General features: G+C 50.3%; 23 protein-coding genes. 17 read left to right on the top strand and 6 right to left on the bottom strand.

The features are described 5' to 3' along the window. Window positions 1-190 precede the first annotated feature (190 nt). Window positions 191-1,825 carry a reverse transcriptase domain-containing protein gene (locus tag ABYP33_RS11415; RefSeq protein WP_373091049.1) on the top strand — a complete coding sequence of 545 codons (1,635 nt, stop codon included), beginning with the start codon at window positions 191-193 and terminating at the stop codon, window positions 1,823-1,825. 135 nt (window positions 1,826-1,960) lie between these two features. On the opposite strand, the gene ABYP33_RS11420 is transcribed toward ABYP33_RS11415, so the two are convergent. After that, window positions 1,961-2,227 (bottom strand): hypothetical protein, encoded by a 267-nt coding sequence (locus tag ABYP33_RS11420; protein WP_373091050.1) that lies wholly within the window; start codon window positions 2,225-2,227, stop codon window positions 1,961-1,963. Continuing rightward, the gene (locus tag ABYP33_RS11425; protein ID WP_373091051.1) at window positions 2,224-2,565 is read right to left on the bottom strand and encodes a hypothetical protein; all 342 of its coding nucleotides are present in this window, start codon (window positions 2,563-2,565) and stop codon (window positions 2,224-2,226) included. The genes ABYP33_RS11420 and ABYP33_RS11425 overlap by 4 nt, the downstream gene beginning before the upstream one ends. Before the next feature lie 434 nt (window positions 2,566-2,999). Between ABYP33_RS11425 and ABYP33_RS11430 the strand changes: the two genes are divergently transcribed. The 4 genes from ABYP33_RS11430 to ABYP33_RS11445 all read left to right on the top strand — a co-directional run bounded on the left by ABYP33_RS11430 (window position 3,000) and on the right by ABYP33_RS11445 (window position 6,214). Then, window positions 3,000-4,016, top strand: a complete 1,017-nt coding sequence (locus tag ABYP33_RS11430) for a type IV toxin-antitoxin system AbiEi family antitoxin (protein WP_373091052.1) — start codon at window positions 3,000-3,002, stop codon at window positions 4,014-4,016. After that, entirely contained in the window at window positions 3,997-4,860 is an 864-nt protein-coding gene (locus ABYP33_RS11435; protein WP_373091053.1) for a nucleotidyl transferase AbiEii/AbiGii toxin family protein, read from the top strand. The genes ABYP33_RS11430 and ABYP33_RS11435 overlap by 20 nt, the downstream gene beginning before the upstream one ends. 28 nt (window positions 4,861-4,888) lie before the next feature. Beyond that, the gene (locus ABYP33_RS11440) at window positions 4,889-5,128 is read left to right on the top strand and encodes a type IIL restriction-modification enzyme MmeI (protein WP_373091054.1); all 240 of its coding nucleotides are present in this window, start codon (window positions 4,889-4,891) and stop codon (window positions 5,126-5,128) included. Between the two features lie 681 nt (window positions 5,129-5,809). Beyond that, window positions 5,810-6,214, top strand: coding sequence for a DUF4332 domain-containing protein (locus ABYP33_RS11445; protein WP_373091055.1), 405 nt, complete (start codon window positions 5,810-5,812; stop codon window positions 6,212-6,214). 57 nt (window positions 6,215-6,271) lie between these two features. Here the strand turns inward: ABYP33_RS11445 and ABYP33_RS11450 are convergent, their stop codons facing one another. The 3 genes from ABYP33_RS11450 to ABYP33_RS11460 form a co-directional block, all read right to left on the bottom strand. Beyond that, complete coding sequence (locus ABYP33_RS11450; protein ID WP_373091056.1) at window positions 6,272-7,153, bottom strand: HDOD domain-containing protein; 882 nt, start codon at window positions 7,151-7,153, stop codon at window positions 6,272-6,274. 148 nt (window positions 7,154-7,301) lie between these two features. After that, window positions 7,302-9,350: an FAD-dependent oxidoreductase gene (locus ABYP33_RS11455; RefSeq protein WP_373091058.1), complete on the bottom strand. Its 2,049-nt coding sequence runs from the start codon at window positions 9,348-9,350 to the stop codon at window positions 7,302-7,304. A gap of 160 nt (window positions 9,351-9,510) precedes the next feature. Further along, the gene (locus ABYP33_RS11460) at window positions 9,511-11,106 is read right to left on the bottom strand and encodes an ABC-F family ATPase (RefSeq protein WP_373091059.1); all 1,596 of its coding nucleotides are present in this window, start codon (window positions 11,104-11,106) and stop codon (window positions 9,511-9,513) included. 227 nt (window positions 11,107-11,333) lie between these two features. Here ABYP33_RS11460 and ABYP33_RS11465 point away from each other — a divergent pair, with 227 nt between their 5' ends. The 12 genes from ABYP33_RS11465 to ABYP33_RS11520 all read left to right on the top strand — a co-directional run bounded on the left by ABYP33_RS11465 (window position 11,334) and on the right by ABYP33_RS11520 (window position 20,285). Further along, window positions 11,334-11,588: a hypothetical protein gene (locus ABYP33_RS11465; RefSeq protein ID WP_373091060.1), complete on the top strand. Its 255-nt coding sequence runs from the start codon at window positions 11,334-11,336 to the stop codon at window positions 11,586-11,588. Between the two features lie 43 nt (window positions 11,589-11,631). Continuing rightward, a complete protein-coding gene (locus ABYP33_RS11470; RefSeq protein ID WP_373091062.1) occupies window positions 11,632-12,381 on the top strand; it encodes a pteridine reductase in 750 nt (249 codons plus the stop codon). Between the two features lie 116 nt (window positions 12,382-12,497). Next, the gene (locus ABYP33_RS11475) at window positions 12,498-13,013 is read left to right on the top strand and encodes a DUF1993 family protein (protein ID WP_373091063.1); all 516 of its coding nucleotides are present in this window, start codon (window positions 12,498-12,500) and stop codon (window positions 13,011-13,013) included. A 175-nt stretch (window positions 13,014-13,188) separates the two neighbouring features. Further along, entirely contained in the window at window positions 13,189-13,758 is a 570-nt protein-coding gene (gene ahpC / locus ABYP33_RS11480) for an alkyl hydroperoxide reductase subunit C (RefSeq protein WP_008252550.1), read from the top strand. Window positions 13,759-13,845: 87 nt separating this feature from the next. Next, a complete protein-coding gene (ahpF, locus tag ABYP33_RS11485) occupies window positions 13,846-15,441 on the top strand; it encodes an alkyl hydroperoxide reductase subunit F (RefSeq protein WP_373091064.1) in 1,596 nt (531 codons plus the stop codon). 171 nt (window positions 15,442-15,612) lie between these two features. Then, entirely contained in the window at window positions 15,613-17,394 is a 1,782-nt protein-coding gene (locus tag ABYP33_RS11490; RefSeq protein WP_373091065.1) for a von Willebrand factor type A domain-containing protein, read from the top strand. Then, complete coding sequence (locus ABYP33_RS11495) at window positions 17,391-18,212, top strand: hypothetical protein (RefSeq protein ID WP_373091066.1); 822 nt, start codon at window positions 17,391-17,393, stop codon at window positions 18,210-18,212. The genes ABYP33_RS11490 and ABYP33_RS11495 overlap by 4 nt, the downstream gene beginning before the upstream one ends. After that, entirely contained in the window at window positions 18,205-18,756 is a 552-nt protein-coding gene (locus ABYP33_RS11500) for an RNA polymerase sigma factor (protein WP_373091067.1), read from the top strand. The genes ABYP33_RS11495 and ABYP33_RS11500 overlap by 8 nt, the downstream gene beginning before the upstream one ends. A 241-nt stretch (window positions 18,757-18,997) precedes the next feature. After that, window positions 18,998-19,252, top strand: coding sequence for a type II toxin-antitoxin system ParD family antitoxin (locus tag ABYP33_RS11505; RefSeq protein WP_373091068.1), 255 nt, complete (start codon window positions 18,998-19,000; stop codon window positions 19,250-19,252). Continuing rightward, window positions 19,252-19,548 carry a type II toxin-antitoxin system RelE/ParE family toxin gene (locus ABYP33_RS11510; protein ID WP_373091069.1) on the top strand — a complete coding sequence of 99 codons (297 nt, stop codon included), beginning with the start codon at window positions 19,252-19,254 and terminating at the stop codon, window positions 19,546-19,548. Before ABYP33_RS11505 ends, ABYP33_RS11510 begins: the two co-directional genes overlap by 1 nt. 234 nt (window positions 19,549-19,782) lie before the next feature. Continuing rightward, window positions 19,783-20,025, top strand: coding sequence for a type II toxin-antitoxin system Phd/YefM family antitoxin (locus tag ABYP33_RS11515; RefSeq protein ID WP_008252540.1), 243 nt, complete (start codon window positions 19,783-19,785; stop codon window positions 20,023-20,025). Then, on the top strand, window positions 20,022-20,285 hold the full coding sequence (locus tag ABYP33_RS11520) for a Txe/YoeB family addiction module toxin (RefSeq protein ID WP_373091070.1): 264 nt from the start codon (window positions 20,022-20,024) through the stop codon (window positions 20,283-20,285). Before ABYP33_RS11515 ends, ABYP33_RS11520 begins: the two co-directional genes overlap by 4 nt. Window positions 20,286-20,362: 77 nt before the next feature. Here the strand turns inward: ABYP33_RS11520 and ABYP33_RS11525 are convergent. Beyond that, on the bottom strand, window positions 20,363-20,458 hold a 96-nt coding region (locus tag ABYP33_RS11525), incomplete at its 5' end, for a type II toxin-antitoxin system YoeB family toxin (protein WP_373091072.1).

Below are 20,458 nucleotides of genomic sequence, written 5' to 3' on the forward strand. Positions count from 1 at the left end.
CTGCGAACTACCCGTTCAATCTCAAGGCCAGGTATGCCTATAATTCTTCCTGCGTGGGACATCGGTATTCTCCATCAAACTGTTTCTTCGCAAATTCAGTTTAATGAATGCCGGTGTCCCCCGTTAATGATGAAGAGCCGTTCTATTTTAAACTAGAGCATGGAAGTTAAAGCTTTATATTCGGGATAATATGGACGTTAGTAAATTAAGCCCGCAAGCTTTGGCTATAAAGCTTGGCACATCATATGGTCAAATTCAGCGTTTTTACTATAGAGCGCCCGTATCAAATTATTATACTTCTTTCGCGATTCCGAAGAAAAATGGTGGAGCGCGGTCTATCGATGCGCCTAAAGAGCAACTAAAAACATTACAGTACAAAATACTCAATTTGCTAGAGCCGCTTTATCATCCGAGAAATCAGGTGCATGGGTTCGTAAGGGGGAGAAGTATAGTTAGCAATGCCGGATTACATGTGCGCCGAAATTATGTTTTTAATATAGATCTCGAGGATTTTTTTAATACAATAACATTTCCTCGTGTGCGAGGGATGCTCATAGGGAATCCTTATGGGTTAATGCCTTCTACCGCTAGCGTGATTGCACATTTGTGCTGTTTCAATGGGAGGCTTCCGCAAGGAGCGCCGTCATCGCCCCTTTTAGCTAATATGATTTGCGCGAAGCTGGATGCTCAGCTTACTGAATTTGCATTAGATAACGGGTTTTATTACACGCGATATGCAGACGATATTACATTTTCTTTTAATGGTAGCCCTGAAAGAGCCATTGGTACTTTGTTTGAGCGACCATCGAAATTGCCTGTAGAGTTTGGCGAGCAACTTATTATTTCCGATCCATTATTTTTAATCATTAATGAAAATGGGTTTTCGGTAAATTCAAAGAAAGTGCGGTTGCAGGGGGCTAGTCAAAAGCAGGTAGTTACTGGGTTAGTGGTAAACAAGAAAGTTAATGTTGATAGGCGCTATATCAGAAAAACATCTGCAATGATTTATTCAATTGAAGTGTTGGGTAGTTCATTGGCTCAAAATAAATTTACTGATCAAGATTTTGAAGGGAGCCTAGTTTCACATATCCAAGGTAGGCTTATTTTTATTAGGCAAGTGAAAGGCGCAGACTCGGCAGTTTATTTAAGGCTTGCACATAGGTTTAATGATTTACATTCTGGGAAAACGGTACCACTTCGTATTCGTAATCGAAGTAGCCGGTCTCCTGTCGAGGAAATTAGACGGCGGAAAAAATTTTCTGCATCGACATGGGCAATCGAAGTTAATGAGATTTGGGAGGGTTCAGCCTTCATGATACCCGGAGGCTTGCTGGTCACTAATGCTCATGTTTTTCCCGAAAATGATTTTCTTTGGGAAATTAAAGTTTCTAGGCCTGATGGGCCTACATTGTCAGCGTCAATACTAGATATGTGTAGGACTCAGGATTTAGTCGTTCTAAAAGTTAACTGCAGTGAAAAATACCCGGGGTTTGAGTTGGGTGAGCCGAGTGCCTTTCAGCCTTTTGGTATTTCAAAATTTGACGAAGTACTGGTTTGCGGATATCCAAGCGGATCAAGAGTTCGTGGGCTCCGCGACGTAAATGTTTTCTGGAGCCGAGTGTCGAACCTATACACCGCTAGTGCTGTCGATTATGGATTAATTGACAAAGAAATATACGAGGGAAATAGCGGGGGGCCAGTTCTTGATGATGCAATGAAAGTAGTGGGTGTCGCTAGCCGTGGTCAAACGAAAGACGGTTATGGGGCAAACGCATTTATTTGTATCAGTACGGTGATTAAATTTTTAAAGGCAGCTGGTTTGTAGCTAGCTTTAAAAGCTTAAGATCTTACCGATATTTGTAGAATAGTGTTATTTTTGTTTTTTTAATTGTCTAAGTCTAAGTCTAAGTCTAAGTCTAAGTCTAAGTCTAAGTTAAGGTAAGCAGGAACAATAAAGGTTTTAAGTCGATATATCCGAGTAATACTCATAGTCGCTTTGAGCTTGTTGAAATTCTACGTCAGACCATCCTTCTGGCATATGCCGCAATGCGCGGCGCCAATAGTGGCGCTGCTTAAATTCAGCAAACCACTGTGAATCTGGTCGCTCTCCTTCTTTGTAGCCTTCACCCGGGCCTTTTTCTGGTAGCCATGGACACGCGCTAGCGCTCCAATTATGGCTGCAAATCGCCCAGTTCATAAACTCATAGAACGCGTGTTTTCCCTTCAACAATATCTGGTACTTACTGGCGACAATCGGTAGGGACTTATTTTCTCTCGGATGGTTTGCAATTGACGACCAATAATATGCCGGGCTTTGGTGCCGTTCTGTGTTTTGTCTAGTTCCTGCTTTAGGGCCCGACGCCGGTTGTAGAGTTCGCCATATTTTACCGTTAGGTTGTCGTGAACGTCGGCAATGAGACGGCCCATGATGTGTAGCTGTTTTTCACTTAATGTCGCCCATTCGGGCGCTCTGGCTGCTCGACTGATGCCGTAGCGGTTGCCCCTTATGGTGCCTTGATCCGTTTTGCCTTGAGCTTTACATAAATAGCCTGCGGCTTTCATCATATACGATGCTGCGGCCCCACTATCCTTTATTTTTTCTATATATGAGCCATGCCACGGCCCCATAGGTTTTCAATGCGTTTTGCCCACGCCGGAAATAGGGCGTACTTCACGCGCCAATTGATTAATACGTGAACATGGGGGTTTGGTTCTCCGTTGTCATTGTCCGGTGCTTCCGCGACCCATACATGGAAGTATCAGCGATTACTGGACATAAAGATTTAGCGATGCTCAAGAGGTATACGCACCTCAAAGCTGAAGATTTGGCTGAAAAGCTCCGTTAGTTTTCGCTCTCTATTTGTTCACTTTATCGGAGCGTTCAATAATAATGAACGCTATTGATTTATGAACGACCTATCTGTTCACTCTCTTTCGTTGTTCATTATTATTGAACGTGCTACTTTAGTGAACAAAAATACCCATTAGAGTGCAACCCGATGCATACCGCATATGACGAACAACACATTGCAGAAGTGGCGACAGCTGAGCTTCGGAAGGAGACTGGGCTGCAAGTACGTTTTGAGGGCTATGACGCTAATGGCGTTGACGGTTTTATATACATTGATAGGATCGGTGAAAAGCTCACCGCAGAAATCAAAAAATGGACGACCCATACGCCAGTTGGAACTCTAATCAACAAAATGAAAGAGATCGCTAGGTTTGGAGGTGGTGTTCTTATTGCGGATTACATCAACCCCAGGATGGCTGAAAAGCTAAAAGCAGCTGACATTCAGTTTTTAGATACAGCAGGGAACGCATACCTTAATAAATACCCTATTTATATCTGCATCACAGGGAAAAGGCTGGAGGAAAATACCGCGCTGGAGAAGCCAAGAGGGCGGGCTTTTCAACCTACTGGTATGAAAGTGGTATACGAATTTCTTGTAGACAAGACTCTTGTCAACGCGCCCTACAGGGAAATTGCAGATCGAGCAAATGTGGCATTAGGCGCGGTCGGCTGGGTAATTCGAGATTTAGTTGAGCAGGGCTTCCTCATCGAGAGGCAGAAAGAGCGTCAGCTGACAAACTATGACGAACTGCTCGATAAGTGGGTTGAAAACTACCCTCAAAAGCTTAGGAAAAAGTTACTGTTAGGTAAATTTACCACGGATGAGGGAGATTGGTGGCAGAAAATAGATCCATGCGACTATAACGCCGTATGGGGGGGGGAAGTTGCCGCCGCAAAGTACACGAATTACCTGACACCCAAAGATGTGACCATTTACATTCCAAAAGAAAAAATGCCTGTTTTTTTGAAGGATGCAAGGTTGCGCCGCGCGCATGAACTCGAGAGACCACATTTAACCATTGAGGTACTAGAACCAATTGGGCAGCACACTGAACTTCCGCCCGGTTTAGCGCACCCAATTCTTGTGTACGCAGATTTACTGGTTACCGGGAATACCCGCAACATAGAAACGGCGCAGAAACTACGTGAACAATACATCGATTAATATTTCCGGGAAACTACCTAAAGGACTCGTGGAGCTATACCAAGAGATACTCACTATTGCGGATAAGTTTGGCATCCAAGTGTTGGTTGTCGGAGCGATGGCGAGGGACGTTGTATTGGTTCATGGATTCGGGGCGAAGATGGAGCGCGGTACACGCGATGTTGACTTCGGAATCAATGTCGCCACATGGGAAGACTTTCAAACCCTCAGGCAAGAGCTACTTCAGATTGGCTTCAGAGAAAACCCAGGAATTCAGCACAGGTTTGAGCGAAATGATAGCGATGGTTCACCGTGGGAAATTGACATTATCCCATTTGGTGAAATAGCAAGCGCAAAGAAAGAAAGAAATAACCTGGCCACCAAATGCAAATTTCGTCATTCAGTTGCCGGTTTTGAGGAAGTTCATCTATATGCGATCGCCGTGCAGATCAGCGAATCACCTGATACTGTCATATCTGTAGCCTCACCGGCTGGCATCGTACTGCTCAAGCTCGTTGCCTGGCTAGAAAGGGACCGCGACAAGAAGCCAAAGGACGCGGAAGACATCAACTACATCATCTCTTCATACAGCAAAATTCCTGAAATATCTGAGGCGCTGTATGAAGACGGGCATATGGAAGCACTCGAATGGGATGAAAATTTAGCAAGCGCTAGGAAAATCGCATTTGACTGCGCAAAGATCGCTAGCCAAGAAACAGCTCGACTCTTGATTGATAGGCTACTAAATCGCCCAGAGCTGCTGGAACAGCTTTCCCGACAGATGCCAGGCTATGGGTATTCTTCGCCCGAAGAGCAATTATCAGTATTTGCTAAATCGTTTATCGCAGCAATGACGGAGAAATGATGCAAAAAGAAATTGGAGTTAAGCAGCCGTGAACGCGGTAGAAATTGAAGAAGCCATCTCAGCCTTGGCCGAACAGGCCTTTGATCCCGAGGAGTTCCCGTTCGCCTATCTGGAGGCCTTTGGCAACAAAGCAGCCACGATCAAGCGCTCACGATCTGGCTCCAGCAACTCATCCGACATTGGCGGAGTGATGAAGCTGAGTAAATCCGCTTTGTACGCATGGAAGGTTTGTCCAGAACAGAGGATAGCCATTTCTACAATGATCTAAAGCTGTTTTGGTCAACGGTGATTTGATCTATTAGCCAATCTTCGTTTAGTTGAATAATACCTATTTGGACATGAAATCGAGCGCGTTCGCCTGTGCGGATATTGTATTGACCAGCAAATTGCTCAATTTTTTCCAATAGCAAGGACAAGGATCTGATGTTGTTGAGTACACGAGTGTTGTTTAGCAGTTTGTCTACTCGCGGGAGTCAACGGCGCGGCCCGAATTAGAAGCCGAATAGTGAAATGTGCAGCCTAGCAAAGACCTGTGCGTAGAAATTGATCTCGCGCGAGCGTGATGTAATTCCGATTTTGGCGTGCGCAAAATGTTGAGCGATTGAGTTTGGGGAAGTGGCTTAGCGGGGAGATAGGGTTGGGTATTTACGTGCTTATTTATAGGATAACGATGGGGCTGAACTGCCTAGGGGATGTTTGCGGTATACGACATATATTTTCTGCGGAAAATACGTATATACCCTTTGCTAATTTCTATTAACCCTTTGTTCTGCATTTAAAAATTTAAATTTCCTATATTTTTAGTACCCTTGCCTGTCCTGGCGATGCCACCTATATTTACTAACACACTAATTAAGTTTTGTGGTTTGGTTATTTGGATCTCGGGCTACCTAGCGATGACTGGGGTATATGCTCATATTGTGAAGCGGACCATACAGGCAGGTGAGATATGACAAAGTTAGTTGATATTGAAGGTATTGGTGAGGCCTATTCAAGCAAATTGGTTAACGCAGGTATTTCGTCAGTGGAGGCGTTATTAGAGAGCTGTGGTGCTAAGCCAGCCCGTGAAAATCTGGCAGAAAAGTCTGGCATTAGCGAAAAGCGGATTTTAAATTGGGTAAATCGTGCGGATCTGGCGCGAATTAGCGGTGTGAGTACCCAGTACGCAGATTTATTGGAAAGTGCTGGGGTTGATACTGTGCCGGAGTTAGCTCAGCGCAACGCCGAAAATCTCCAGCAAAAAATGGCCGAGCGCAATGAAGAGGTACATCTTGTTCGCAAGGTGCCTTCTCTGTCACAAGTGCAGAGCTGGATAGTACAAGCGAAGGAGTTGCCACGTAAGATTACTCATTAGCAACATGGTTTAAAGGCGTGGTCCCAGGTGCGCCTTAAGCGCGAAGCGTGACTAGCTTTACAGCAGCGCGCTGCGCAGTTCGTCTATTTCTTGCTGGGCTTCACGCAAAAAGGCAAAGCCTTGCTGGGGGCCGATTTCCTTTAGGCTCAATTTTTGAAATGCCGGGAGGGTGCTCAGGTTCGGCAGTGCTTTATGACTGGGTTCGCCGAGGTAGCTGTGGTAGCGGGCGACGAGTACGAGGTCTGCTAAATCCGCAGAGCCCTGTTTGTCTCGCAGCCAATTGCTGCGTTCAAGCCCTACTGCAACGAGTTCGTGGTCAAATTGCCAGTGGTTTAGCACTAGGGCACTTATCTTGCCGGTGTAATTATTCAGTAGGTCGTCGATAGCTATCTGGTCGTCGAGCAGTGCGGGGTATTCCTTTAAATTGGCGAGTATAGGGAGGGCGCCAATATCTTGGAGTAGTCCGGCTAATAGGGCGCGATCAGGTTCAAAGCCGCAATGACGGGCCATTACATGGGCAATAGCGGCGGTGTAGACGCTGCGTTGCCAAATCTCGCGAAGACGACGCTTGATTTGCGCATTGTTAATGCAAAATAAGGTTTTAAGCGCGTAGCTCGCGGTGAGGTCGCGGGTCGCATCTAAGCCGAGGCGGCGTAGCGCGCTGCTGAGGTTATTGGTGGTGTGGCGTCGTTTGTAGTGACTGCTGATGCTGACCTTGAGCAAATACGCGCTTAAGCCCGGGTCTTGCTGAACGATGCGAGCGAGGTCTTCAATGTTTAAGTTGTCTTGATTAGCGGCGACGCGCACGTCTAGCGCAATATCGGGTAGGCTCGGCAATTCGAGGCTGCCAGTCTTGAGCGCGGTGATAATACGCTTTAGCAGCTGTTCTTTGTCGGTAGGGCTATTTCTTGGCTGCCCTGTCGTGTGTCCCGATACCATAATGAAGCCGCTTGGGTTGCTTGGCTATTCAGCTTCGGGGTTGTGGTGCTAATGGTCAATAGGGGCTTGTCGCGTTTGGGGGGGAGGGGGCGTTAATGTTCAGAGGCTGCCACGGCGAATTCATTTCCGTGGCGCCTCTATGAGTTTATTAAAGACTCGCCGCCAACTCCGCACCTTCGCGGATCGCACGCTTGGCGTCGAGCTCAGAGGCAATATTGGCACCGCCAATGAGGTGGTAGCGCAATGTGGCCTCAGCGTCTTTCTCTGCTTCTGGGTTGTACAATTCACGCAGTGGTTCTTGACCCGCACAGATAACAATATGGTCGACGTCTAATACCCGCTGCACACCGTCTTGGCTAATATGTAGGCCGTCGTCGTCAATGCGGTCGTAGCTGCAGCCCGCAAGCATGTCGACGCCTTTATTCTTAAGCGTGGCGCGGTGCACCCAGCCAGAGGTTTTGCCAAGGTCTTTGCCGAGTGCGGTGGTCTTGCGCTGGAGTAAATAGATTTGGCGCAGTGATGGCTCGGGTTTGCCCGCTACCAGGCCGCCACGCTCGGCGGTGTGCTGGTCGATACCCCATTCAGCTGACCAGCTAGACACACTTTGTGGTAGCGCGGTGCTGGGATCGTGGGCGAGGTATTCGGCCACATCAAAGCCAATGCCACCGGCGCCGATGAGGGCGACGTGCTGGCCTACGGTGACATTGCCCTTTAATACGTCGATATACGACACCACTTTGGGATGATCTATACCGGGGATGTTCAGCGCGCGGGGGCTAACGCCGGTGGCAATGATCACATCGTCGTAGCCGCCGCTCAGTAGCTCGGCTTTTTCCACGCGGTGGTTGAGCTTGAGCTTTACTCCAGACAATTCAATTTTCTTGCCGAAGTAGCGCAGGGTTTCGTCAAATTCTTCTTTGCCGGGAATGGTCTTGGCTAAATTGAACTGGCCGCCGATTTTGTCGGCCTGATCAAATAAATGCACGTCATGACCGCAGTCTGCCGCCGCGGTGGCGAAAGACAGTCCTGCCGGGCCAGCGCCGATTACGGCTACTTTCTTGGCTTTGGAAGCCGTTTTAAAGATCAGCTCAGTTTCATGACAGGCGCGTGGGTTTACCAAGCAGCTAGCGCGCTTCAATTGAAAGGTGTGATCGAGGCAGGCTTGGTTGCAGGCGATACAGGTATTGATCTCGTCGCTGCGATTGGTGGCGGCCTTGTTCACCCATTCGGAATCGGCGAGCATGGGTCTGGCCATCGACACCATATCGGCTTGGCCGCTGGCCAAAATGTTCTCGGCTATGTCTGGCATATTAATGCGGTTCGAGGCGATAACGGGGATGTTGACGACTTTTTTAACGGCGGCGGTGGCTTCGCTAAATGCGGCGCGGGGTACCGAGGTGACGATGGTTGGTACGCGTGCTTCATGCCAGCCAATGCCCGTATTTATTAGGGTGGCGCCCGCAGCTTCAATTTCCCGAGCGAGGTCTAATACTTCTTCACGGGTGCAACCGTCAGGAATTAAGTCGATCATGGACAGGCGGAAGACAATGATAAAATTGGGGCCGACTTTTTTGCGTGCGGCTTGCACTATTTCCACCGCAAAGCGGCGGCGGTTTTCAGGGCTGCCGCCGTAGCGATCTTTGCGCTTGTTGGTGGCGGGGGCTAAGAATTGGTTTATCAAATAGCCTTCGCTGCCCATGATTTCGACGCCGTCGTAACCTGCCTTTTGTGCCAGCCATGCAGTGTGGGCAAAATCTTTAACGGTGCTGGCCACGCCACGGGTAGTGAGCGCGCGGGCCTTAAAGGGGTTGATGGGCGCTTGGCTGGTCGATGCAGTTTTTGACAGAGGGTGGTAGGCGTAACGACCCGCGTGGAGGATCTGCAGACAAATTTTACCGCCTTCGGCGTGAACTGCTTTGGTGACCTTGCGGTGGTTGTGAACATCGAGGCGAGAGTTGAAGGTGCTGGCGCCGGGATACAGCCAGCCACTGCGGTTGGGACTGTAACCGCCGGTAATCATGAGGCCAACACCGCCTTTGGCGCGTTCGGCAAAATAGGCAGCCATTTTCGGAAATTGCCAAAAACGGTCTTCCAGGCCGGTGTGCATAGAGCCCATGACAACGCGATTTTTAAGGCTGGTGAAGCCTAAATCCAGGGGCGTAAACAGGTGTGGGTAGTGCTGGTTTTCAGTGCTCATGGTTCGGCTCTCGCTATCTAGACGGTGTCAAGATAGCGAATTAAGTTGACGGTGTCAATATTTGACCAAGTGCCAAGGTGGGGTAGTAGGTTTTGGTTGGGCTTGGTTCTGGCGGGAGGGGGGGCTAAAGAGGCACATGGCGTGCCTCTTTAGCGGACGATCAGCTTGCTTGGCTTAACTCGTGAGCCAGGAACTCGTCGTAAGTGCCTTGGAAGTCGTTAAAGCCTTGGTCCTTGATTTCAAGCACGCGAGTCGCGAGTGAGGATACAAACTCACGGTCGTGGCTAGCAAAGATCAAGGTGCCGTCGTAGTGCTCTAGCGCCAAGTTAAGGGCTTCGATGGCTTCCATGTCTAGGTGGTTGGTGGGCTCATCCATAATCAAGACGTTGGTGTCCATCATCATGAGTTTGCCAAACAGCAGGCGGTTTTTCTCGCCACCGGAGCAGACCCTCGCTTTCTTGTTGAAATCGTCTGACGAGAACAGCAGTCGACCGAGGGTGGCGCGTACAATCTGGTCGTCGTGGTGGGGCTTGCGCCACCGGCTCATCCAGTCAAACAGATTGAGGTCATTGTCGAAGTCGTCAGTGCTGTCCTGCGGGCAATAGCCGAGGCTGGCGTTTTCGGCCCATTTAACCACGCCTTCTTGGGCTTCTAGCTCTTTCATTAAGCAGCGCAGAAAAGTGGTTTTACCTGCGCCGTTTTCACCAATAACCGCGAGGCGAGTACCGGCATCTAAGATCATGCTGCCTTTGGCGAACAGCGGCTCGTCAAAACCGTGGCCGATATTTTCAAGGGTTAGTGCGGCGCGGTGCAGCTTCTTGTCTTGCTTAAAGCGAATATACGGCGAGGTGCGGCTAGACGCTTTGATCTCGTCGAGCTGGATTTTGTCGATCTGCTTGGCCCGCGAGGTGGCCTGCTTGGCCTTAGAGGCGTTGGCTGAGAAGCGGCTAACAAACTGCTGCAGGTCGGCGATTTGCGCAGACTTCTTGGCGTTCTGTGATTGCAGGCGCTCACGCGCGGCGGTGGCTGCCGTCATAAAGTCGTCGTAGTTGCCGGGGTAAACCCGCAGCTCACCGTAGTCGATGTCGGCCATGTGGGTGCACACCGCGTTTAAAAAGTGACGGTCGTGAGAAATAATCACCATGGTGCTTTTGCGTTGGTTGAGTACGTCTTCCAGCCAGCGAATGGTGTTGATGTCGAGGTTGTTGGTGGGCTCGTCCAGCAGCAGTATATCTGGATCAGAGAACAGCGCCTGGGCCAGCAATACGCGCAACTTCCAGCCGGGAGCGACTTCACTCATGGGGCCAAAGTGCAGGCCAAGCTCAATACCGGCGCCCAGTAAGAATTCGCCAGCGCGGCTCTCGGCACTATAGCCGTCCATTTCCATGAACTGAGTTTCTAGCTCGGCGACCTTCATGCCGTCTTCTTCTGACATCTCGGGCAAAGAGTAAATGCGGTCGCGCTCTTGTTTAATTGCCCATAGCTCGGTGTGGCCCATGATCACGGTGTCAATGACCGAGTATTGCTCAAAGGCAAACTGATCTTGGTGCAGTTTACCGACGCGCTCATTGGGGTCGATAGACACATTGCCGGAGCTGGGTTTCAGACTGCCGTCGAGAATCTTCATGAACGTGGACTTGCCGCAGCCATTTGCGCCTATAAGGCCGTAGCGATTGCCGCCGCCAAATTTAACCGAGATGTTTTCGAATAATGGCTTGGCACCAAATTGCATGGTGATATTTGCTGTAGAGATCAAGAGGCTATTCCCGGACGCGTTAAACGTAATTTGTGATGGAGCGTGAAAAGAAGGGGGCCATATTATAAGAGTTTCGGGTGAAAAGGTCGAGGATGGCGACCGAATTCTGGCTTACCTAGGCTGCTTCATGGAGCGCTTTGTGGAAAATTTACTGAATATTTCAGAATGTCTTGGAATTCAGGTATGTTGTGTAAAAAATGGCGTACACCCTATTGAGAAACGTAAGCATGTCCGAAAATAGCGAAATTAAAATGTCCCCCCTGTGCAGAACCATTGAAAAAGACGGCAAATCCGTGCGCGTTGATATTTATCAAGATGGCGATGGCAGCTGGGTTCTCGAAGTTTTCGACCAATTTAATAATTCCACAATCTGGGAAGACGCCTTTGAATCAGATGCCGACGCGCTATTTGAAATAGAAGCCACGATTAAGGAAGAGGGCATAGACTGCCTGATTGGCCCTGTTGATGGCGGTGTAGTGTGATTGCAGTTTTCGCTAAGGGAATACGATTGAGAGGCGCGTGGTAGTGGCGGCAACCGTTCAGCCTGTTGCCCTCGTGACCGGCGGCGCCCAGCGTATTGGCGCTGAAATTTGCCGCCAGCTTCACGGTCGCGGTTATCGCCTTATTATTCATTACCGCCACTCTAGCGCAGCGGCTGAACAGCTGCGCGATGCCTTAAACGATCTGCGCGCAGACTCGGCGACCGCAATGGCTGCCGACATGACCTCCTTCGCCGAGGTGCAGGCGCTCGCTAAAAATGCCCTTGGGGTTTGGCGGCGCGTGGACGTGCTAGTGAATAACGCCTCGGGCTTTTATCCCACGCCCATAGGTGGGGCGACCGAGGCGGATTGGGAAGCGCTGATGGGCAGCAACCTCAAAGGCCCATTTTTTCTGTCACAAGCCTTGGCGCCAGCGCTGCGCGATAGCGCCGGCTGCATTATTAATCTGGTCGATATTTACGCCAAAAACCCCCTGCCCAGCCACAGTATTTACTGCATGGCCAAGGCTGGGGTGGCAATGATGACCCAGTCATTGGCGCTAGAGCTGGCGCCTGCTATTCGGGTGAATGGTATTTCTCCGGGCAATATCCTCTGGCCAGAACAGGCCTCGGGGTACTGGGAGCAAGAAAAGCAGGCATTAACTGCGCGAGTGCCCTTGAAGCGCGAAGGCGAAACCAGCGACATCGCCAAAACAGCGGTGTTTTTGGCGGCGGATGCCCCCTATATTACCGGCCAGATTATTGCTGTCGACGGTGGTCGCAGCCTAGCAATTTAGGCCTTTAGCGGGTACAAGAGTAGGTTAAAACAAAAATAGGCGCAGAATCCGATTGAATCTGTAAACCCAGTCTCCATATTTAGGTTGCTGGCTAATTATACTAACGAGGTGTGTCCATGCTTTACGATCTAACTGTCGTGCAGTTCAGTACTATGTTGTCTAATTTAAGCGTCATTTTAGATAAAGGCGCCGCATGTGCTGAGAGCAAAAAAATTGATGTTGACGCCTTGCTGACCTCGCGTTTGGCGCTGGATCAATTTAATTTAATCCGCCAAGTGCAAATTAGCTGCGACGCCGCCAAGCTGAGCGTGGCGCGCCTCACCGGCAAGGCCGACAGCGCCCCTAAGCATGAAGATTTTGAAACCACCATGGCTGAACTGCAAGCGCGAATTAAATCGGTTCAGGATTACTTGGCGGGGTTTAGTGAAGCCGACTTTGACGGGGCCGAAGAACGCAAGGTGGTATTGCCGTGGTTTGAGGGCAAGTACTTGCTTGGAAAGGATTTTGCCCAACGTTTTGCGATACCCAATTTCTATTTTCACGTCAGTACGGCCTACGCGATTCTTCGCCATCACGGCGTAGAGCTGGGCAAAATGGACTACCTTGGTGCAATCCCCTTCCAAGATTTGTAATAGCTTTTCATAAGGTGGGTGGCGTGTACGCTGCTCACCTGCAAATAAAATATAGCTAAAACCTATCTATTCTATAATAACGATTGATTGGAGCTAATCTTACTGTTTCCCTAGTATGGTCACTGAGCTTAAGGCGCGCAGCCTTTTTTACTATGACTACACAAGGAATCACCCCATGTTCCCAACGATTATCAATACCAAGGTCCAGCCCTTTAAAGCCACTGCCTACCACAATGGCGATTTTGTCGACGTCAGCGATGCTGATCTGTTAGGCAAGTGGTCTGTGCTGGTCTTTTACCCCGCTGACTTTACCTTTGTTTGCCCCACCGAGCTGGGCGATATGGCCGACCACTACGCGCAGCTGCAAGAAATGGGCGTAGAAGTGTACTCAGTGTCTACCGACACCCACTTTACCCACAAAGCGTGGCACGACAGCTCCGACACCATTGGCAAGATCCAATACCCAATGATTGGTGACCCAACGGGTAAGATCTCGCGCAATTTCGGCGTAATGATCGAGGAAGATGGTTTGGCACTGCGGGGCACGTTTGTTATTAACCCCGAGGGCGAAATTAAAGTCGCCGAGCTTCACGATCTTGGCATTGGCCGCTCAGCCAAAGAGCTAGTGCGTAAGGTGCAAGCTGCTCAATACGTTGCCGAGCACGATGGCGAAGTTTGCCCCGCAGCATGGCAGCCAGGTGAAGCGACACTGTCTCCTTCTTTGGACCTAGTTGGCAAAATTTAATACCCCATGTTGGCCCCGTTAGCGGGGCTTTTTTTACCAATCTAATCTGTAAATTAAAACCGAATTCTAAGGTTCTCGGGAGTCACCATGTTAGACGCGAAAATGAAAACCCAGTTGGAGGCGTACCTGCAAAATCTCAAAACACCGGTAGAGCTGGTCGCGTATCTCGATGGCCAAGATAAATCCCGGGAACTTGAAACCCTGATGAACGAGGTAGCTGCGCTATCGCCGCTGGTATCGCTGGTTCAGGGTGAAGATCACGAAGCGCGTCGACCCGCTATGGGCGTGCGTTCCGTGGCCAGTGGCACCGAGATGCGGTTTGCCGGCGTGCCGCTTGGTCACGAATTTACCTCATTGGTGTTGGCGGTGCTGCACAGCGGCGGCCACCCCATGAAGATAGATAAAGAGCTGATTGAGCAAGTGCGCAATCTTGACGGCGAATACCGCTTTGAGACCTATATTTCTTTGAGCTGCCAGACCTGCCCAGAGGTGGTTCAGGCGCTAAATATGATGGCGGCGATCAACCCCCAGATTCGCAATGAAATGATCGACGGCGCGATGTTCCAAGACGAAGTGGAAGCGCGAAAGGTGCTGGCGGTGCCAAGCGTATTTATGAACGGCCAACAGTTTTCTCAGGGCCGTATTAGCTTGGCCGATATCTTAAAGAAGATGGACAAAAACGCCGGTGCAAGAAGCCTTAAAAAACTCGCTGAGAAAGGCATATTTGATATGTTAGTGGTTGGTGGTGGCCCCGCTGGGGCCTCGGCGGCAATCTACGCGGCCCGTAAAGGAATTCGCACTGGCGTGTTGGCCGATAAATTTGGCGGTCAATTATTGGATACCGTGAGTATCGAAAACTTTATTTCGGTGAACGAAACTGAGGGGCCAAAATTGGTCGCCAATCTCGAGGCCCACGTCGGCGCTTACGATGTGGACATTATGGCGGGCCACCAAGCTAGCGGATTATCGGTAGCTGACGACGGCAGCATCGAGATCAGTGTCGAGGGTGGCGCGGTGTTGCGTAGCCGTTCGGTGTTGCTGGCGACCGGTGCTCGCTGGCGCGAAATGAAGGTGCCCGGCGAACAAGAATACCGTGGTAAGGGCGTGGCCTACTGCCCGCACTGCGACGGCCCGCTGTTTAAAGGTAAATCGGTTGCGGTTATTGGCGGTGGTAATTCGGGTATTGAGGCCGCCATCGACCTTGCGGGAATCACCGGCCACGTTACCGTCTTGGAGTTTGATAGCAAGCTGCGCGCCGACGAGGTTTTGCAGCGCAAGGCGCGCTCACTAAAGAACGTCGATATTATCACCAGCGCCCAAACCACCGAAGTGCTGGGTGACGGCGACCGAGTGATTGGTTTGGCGTATACCGATCGTCAAAGCGGCGAGACCAAAACCATTAGCCTGGCGGGTATCTTTGTGCAGATTGGCTTGGTGCCGAACACCGAGTTTTTAAAAGGGGTGGTAGACCTTAGCCCGCGGGGCGAAATTGAAATTGGCGCGCGCGGTGAAACCTCGGTGCCCGGTGTGTTTGCCGCTGGCGACGTCACCACCACGCCCTTTAAGCAGATTGTAATTGCAGTGGGCAGTGGCGCAACCGCCGCCTTGGGCGCCTTCGACTACTTGATTCGCCAGCCGGTGTTGGAAAACAGCGCCGAGCAAATTGCAAACCAAGCTGCTTAACCTCTATTTGATATAAACACCCTGTTGCCCCTCACCGAGGGGCTTTTTTTTTTTTTTTGCCTAAACTCCACCCCAAAAAATATTTTAGCGAATACCCTGACAATTGCCTTGGCGGCGCGTTTATAGATATGACGATTAGCAAAACCTATCTTGCGACACATGGAGAACCACATGAAATACGCCGCCAGCTTGTCATTACTTTTCATCTTTGCGATAGCTTTTATATTTTTACGAGGGCCACAAGATTCACTCTTAGAAAATCAGGGCACTTCAAAAACCCAAGCCCCACATGAATTCGAACACCACGGGATAAACGAGCTTGCTGAGCCGCAGCGGAATGCGGTAAAGGACGAGGCCTATACATCTGCTATTAGCCTGCCAGCCCCCAAACCGGCATCTGAAAAGATGCTCGCGGAGCATTTTGCTGGCGCTCAGGCAGCGGCTGCGCATGCCAAGCAAATAAAGGAGTCCGCCATGCTGGTCAGGCAGCGATCTCATTTTATCGCGGATACGGATTCCCCAATGAGCATCGCCCCGCGAGATAGAGAAGGCTATGCCGCCAAAACCGAGAGCCGCTTTTTGTCGGTGGCGCTATCGCCGCTATCTACCTTTGGGCTTGAAGTAGATTCGGCGAGTTACGCTAATATGCGTCGTCAAATCAATAACGGCCAAATCCCCGTGCCCGCCAGCGTAAGATTAGAGGAGCTGGTAAATTATTTTGATTACAACTTCCCGGCGCCAACAGGCAAGCATCCTATTGCGGTGATGTCAGATTACGCGGTAGCGCCGTGGAACCCCGCTCACCGCATTGCCATGATCGGCGTGAAGGCGGTGGACACCACCGCTAGCAGTGAGCGCGGCGCACGCATCACATTTTTACTCGACACCTCGGCCTCTATGAATAGCCCCAATAAATTGCCGCTACTGATCCGCAGCTTTCAAACCTTGCTCTCGAATTTAAAACAAGATGATCAGGTTGCGATTGTGACTTACGCGGGGAGTGCGGGTGTGGTATTACCGCCCACGCCCGTCACCGAATCTCATCGTATTCAGCGGGCCTTGGCCAATCTTAGCGCCGGTGGCTCTACCGCCGGTGGTGCAGGCATCGCCTTGGCCTATGATGTTGCCCGCAAACAATTTGATAGCAAGTCGACTAACCTAGTGATTCTCGCCACCGACGGCGACTTTAATGTTGGCGCCAGCAGCGACGGCGAGCTAAAAGCGATGATCGAGAAGCAGCGCGCCAGCGGCGTATTTCTGTCGGTGATTGGCATGGGTACCGGCAATTACCAAGACGCGAAAATGCAGGTCTTGGCCGAGGCCGGTAACGGCGTTGCGCATTATTTGGATTCCGACGCCGAAGCCCAGCGCTTGTTTGGCGCCGAGCTAAGTCGCACCCTACACATTGCGGCTAAAGACGTGAAAGTGCAGGTGGAGTTTAATCCGGCTGCGGTAGCGGAGTACCGGCTGTTAGGCTATGAATCTAGAGTGATGAACGCCGAAGATTTTAGGGACGACAAAAAGGACTCTGGCGAAATAGGCGCAGGCCACTCGGTGGTCGCGCTCTACGAAATCATTCCCACCGGTAACGGCGCCGCGCCAGATATTGAGCGCCGCTACCCAACAGTTCGCAGCAAGGGAAGCCAGGCAATGGAGTTAGGCTTTGTCAAAATTCGCTACAAACAGCCAGATGGCGACAACGGCATTGAATTTGCGCATGCTATGACAACACGGGCCAAGGCAACTGAGTCAGCTACGCCAGATCTTCGCTGGGCCTCAGCGGTAGCGGAGTTTAGCTTGGTACTGTCGCAGTCTGAGCATGCGGGTTCAGCCAGCTACGCCGCAGCCTTGCGCCGCGCCAGAGCGGTATTGCCGCTTATGCCAGATGACAAACGCAGCGAATTTATTGGTCTAATCGAAAGGCTTACCACTACTAGGATCGCCCAAGAGTGAAAGAGAAAAATATCGAAGACTGGCTCACCCAGCTTAAAAATCCGAGCGAGTGTGAGTCAGATCGAGAACAAGCGGTTATGACCGCAATCAAGTCTGGGCTTAGTGCATCGCAGCAGTCTAGCGAGCTAGACCAGCTGGCACTGCAGCGCCTGCATCGACGTATCGAGCAAGAAGGCCTTTACCAACAAGCTAAGTATCAACAGGCTAAGGTCAAACGTGGCCGAAATTTACATCGCTACGGCTATGCCGCGGCGGTATTGCTTGGCGTAGCGATTATGCTCGATCTGTCTGTTTTCAAGGGGCCAACACGGCAGGCACTGCGCAGTGCAGGCGATTCGGACTCTGCGCAATTTAAGATGATCGCCGCGTCGCAACAAATGCGTAAAGACATAGCGGAAGAGGAGATGATCGAATCCAGGGCCGAGGCAATGTCTGGCGAGCAGTATCTGGCGGACGCTGCTAAAAACGAAGCGGCTGAAATAAGCAGCGCAATGGCGAAACGCGATCGCGTTGCAGCGGCGCCGCAAGCGAATGAACAACAGCAGGCTGCCCGCCAGAAGGGGGGCGTTGTCGCCCACCGCCTAGTGGTAACTGACAAGCAGTGGCAGGCGCTAAGGGAACTTGCCGGTGAGGGCATCTCGTTAAAGCAGGGCGCCAACGCCGGTCATTGGCTATTGCAGCTTAATAGCGAAGCAGATGCGGAGCGCTGGCAGAAAGCCTTGCCAGAGTCTGAGCGGAATAAACCGTGGCCAATTGCTCGGCGAATTGATATTGAATTAGAAATAGTCGACGCGCAGCGCGGTGACCACAATGAATAATGCCGAGGTCGACGCACTAATTGTGGATCTTCAGGCGGGAGGTGCCCAGCGCAAACACGCCGTAACCCAGCTCTATTCAGAATTTTCTGGAAAATTTACCCGCTTCTTACAACTCCGTGGTGTGCCAGAATCAGAGTCAGAAGACCTGATGCACGACATCTTTCTCGCCTTTATTAAGCGCTGCGATGGCTTCACTCCGAGTGGGCAAGGGCGAGGGTGGCTGTGGTCAGTAGTGCGCTCAAAATTGGCGGATCGTTACCGACAAGCGAGTAAAGAAAATACAGAAGCCTATGACGATAACTGGGAGATCGAATCTGGAAGCTATGACGAAGCGCGGCTGCAAGCCTGTATCGCAGGACAAATGTCGGTATTTACCCGAGACTACCCCGAAGGCGCCCAAGCACTATCGTGGGTGATTGATGATGAACTAGAGCTGCGCTCAGTAGCAGAATTACTCGGCCGCAGTTACGGCGCTACCCGAGAATTTATGTCGCAAATACGGTCGCGGTTACGAGCCTATATAGACCCGTGTTTGGTGGGGTGAACTCTCTAGAATGTTAAGTATATGTGAGTTGGTATTGGCCCATTCCCCCTATACCGTCACTCTGAGCGTGATTCAGAATCCAATACCGCCTAACTTGTTCCCAGACACGCGATCAGATGCCGTGACAAGTCCTGGATGACGGCTTTGTCATAATAGCGGACATAAAATCAAAGCTAGTTTGATTTGTGGCTAGGTATTAGTATGATATTGTCATACCTTTCGAGCTGACGTAGGATCCGCCATGAGTATGCATCGGAAAACTATCACACTAACGGAACAACAAGAAAACTGGGTGAAGCGTCAGATTGATGGTGGGCATTTCGGCAACGACAGTGAATACATCCGTCACCTCATCAGGCAGGATCAGCATTCCCAAGAGCGCCTTTTAGAGCTTAGGCAGGCGCTTAAGAAGGGTGAGGCCAGTGGCAAATCCCGTCCGCTAGATATGTCTGCTGTTAAAAAGGCTGGACGTAAACGTATCAAGGCTGCTGAGTAGTGCTTGGTCTTGAAATAACGCCCGAGGCGGAATCCGATCTCGTCGATATTTGGGTCTACACTTGCAACGAGTGGGGTGTTGATCAGGCGGATAAGTACTTGGATCAATTGGAGCGTGGCATCAATCAACTGATCGCTCATCCTGAACTGGGACTCGATTATAGTCACGTACTCCCCGGTTATCGCCAGCTTCACCAAGAGTACCATTTGGTATTTTATCGACTAGAAAAACACTACATTCTTATCGTTCGGGTGCTGCATGAGAGCATGGACGCACCTCGTCGGCTTGCGGAATAGATATTAAGGGGCGTCTGAGATCGATCGACCAAGGGACGCCATGATAGAGCGTCTGCCTACCAGTTCGGGAAATGCGCGCTTAGAGTAGTAATATGAAAGGCTCTAGCGTCACATAAGCGGACATTGGAAATGTCTCTAATACATATACAAGCAGGCATTCCCTGACATCGTGGTCGTACGCGGGGCAATAGGTCGGATTGACACTGCGTACGCTTCGGCTATATGGAGGAAGCTATGACTACACTTAATGCCACAGAAGCTCGTTCCAAGCTTTACGCGCTGATAGATGAAACGTCTAAAAGTCACCAACCTATTATTATTACTGGCAAGAGGGGCAACGCTGTTTTGCTGTCGGAAGACGACTGGAATGCCGTCAATGAGACACTTCATCTGCTATCCATTCCCGGTATGCGCGAATCTATCCGAGAAGGTATGGACGTTGAACTCGACAAGTGTAGTAAGAGCCTTGATTGGTGAGCTGGGCTCTTTATTTCACTAAACAGGCTCAAAAAGATGCTCGAAAACTAGCGTCGTCCGGGCTAAGGGATAAGACTCAGGAGCTGCTGAAAATTGTCGAAAGGAACCCGTATCAAAATCCTCCTCCCTATGAAAAATTAATTGGGGATTTAGCGGGCGCCTATTCTCGCCGAATAAACATCCAGTATCGCTTGGTATACCAAGTGTTGGAAGAGGAAAAAGCGATCAAAGTATTGAGGCTATGGACTCACTATGAGTAAGGCCTAAAACGGTAGAAATATCCCAAATCATGCTTTGTGCTACATCAGAAAATCTACAGCCTCGTTATGTGCTTAGCTCAGTAGTGATAGCGTAGCTGGGCAATAAGAATGGAGTCTTGATGAATTTTATAAACAATTCGATGCTCGTCGTTAATTCGTCGAGACCAATATCC

The sequence above is a fragment of the Zhongshania sp. genome, from assembly GCF_041584495.1.
In the GTDB taxonomy this organism is placed as follows: Bacteria; Pseudomonadota; Gammaproteobacteria; order Pseudomonadales; family Spongiibacteraceae; genus Spongiibacter.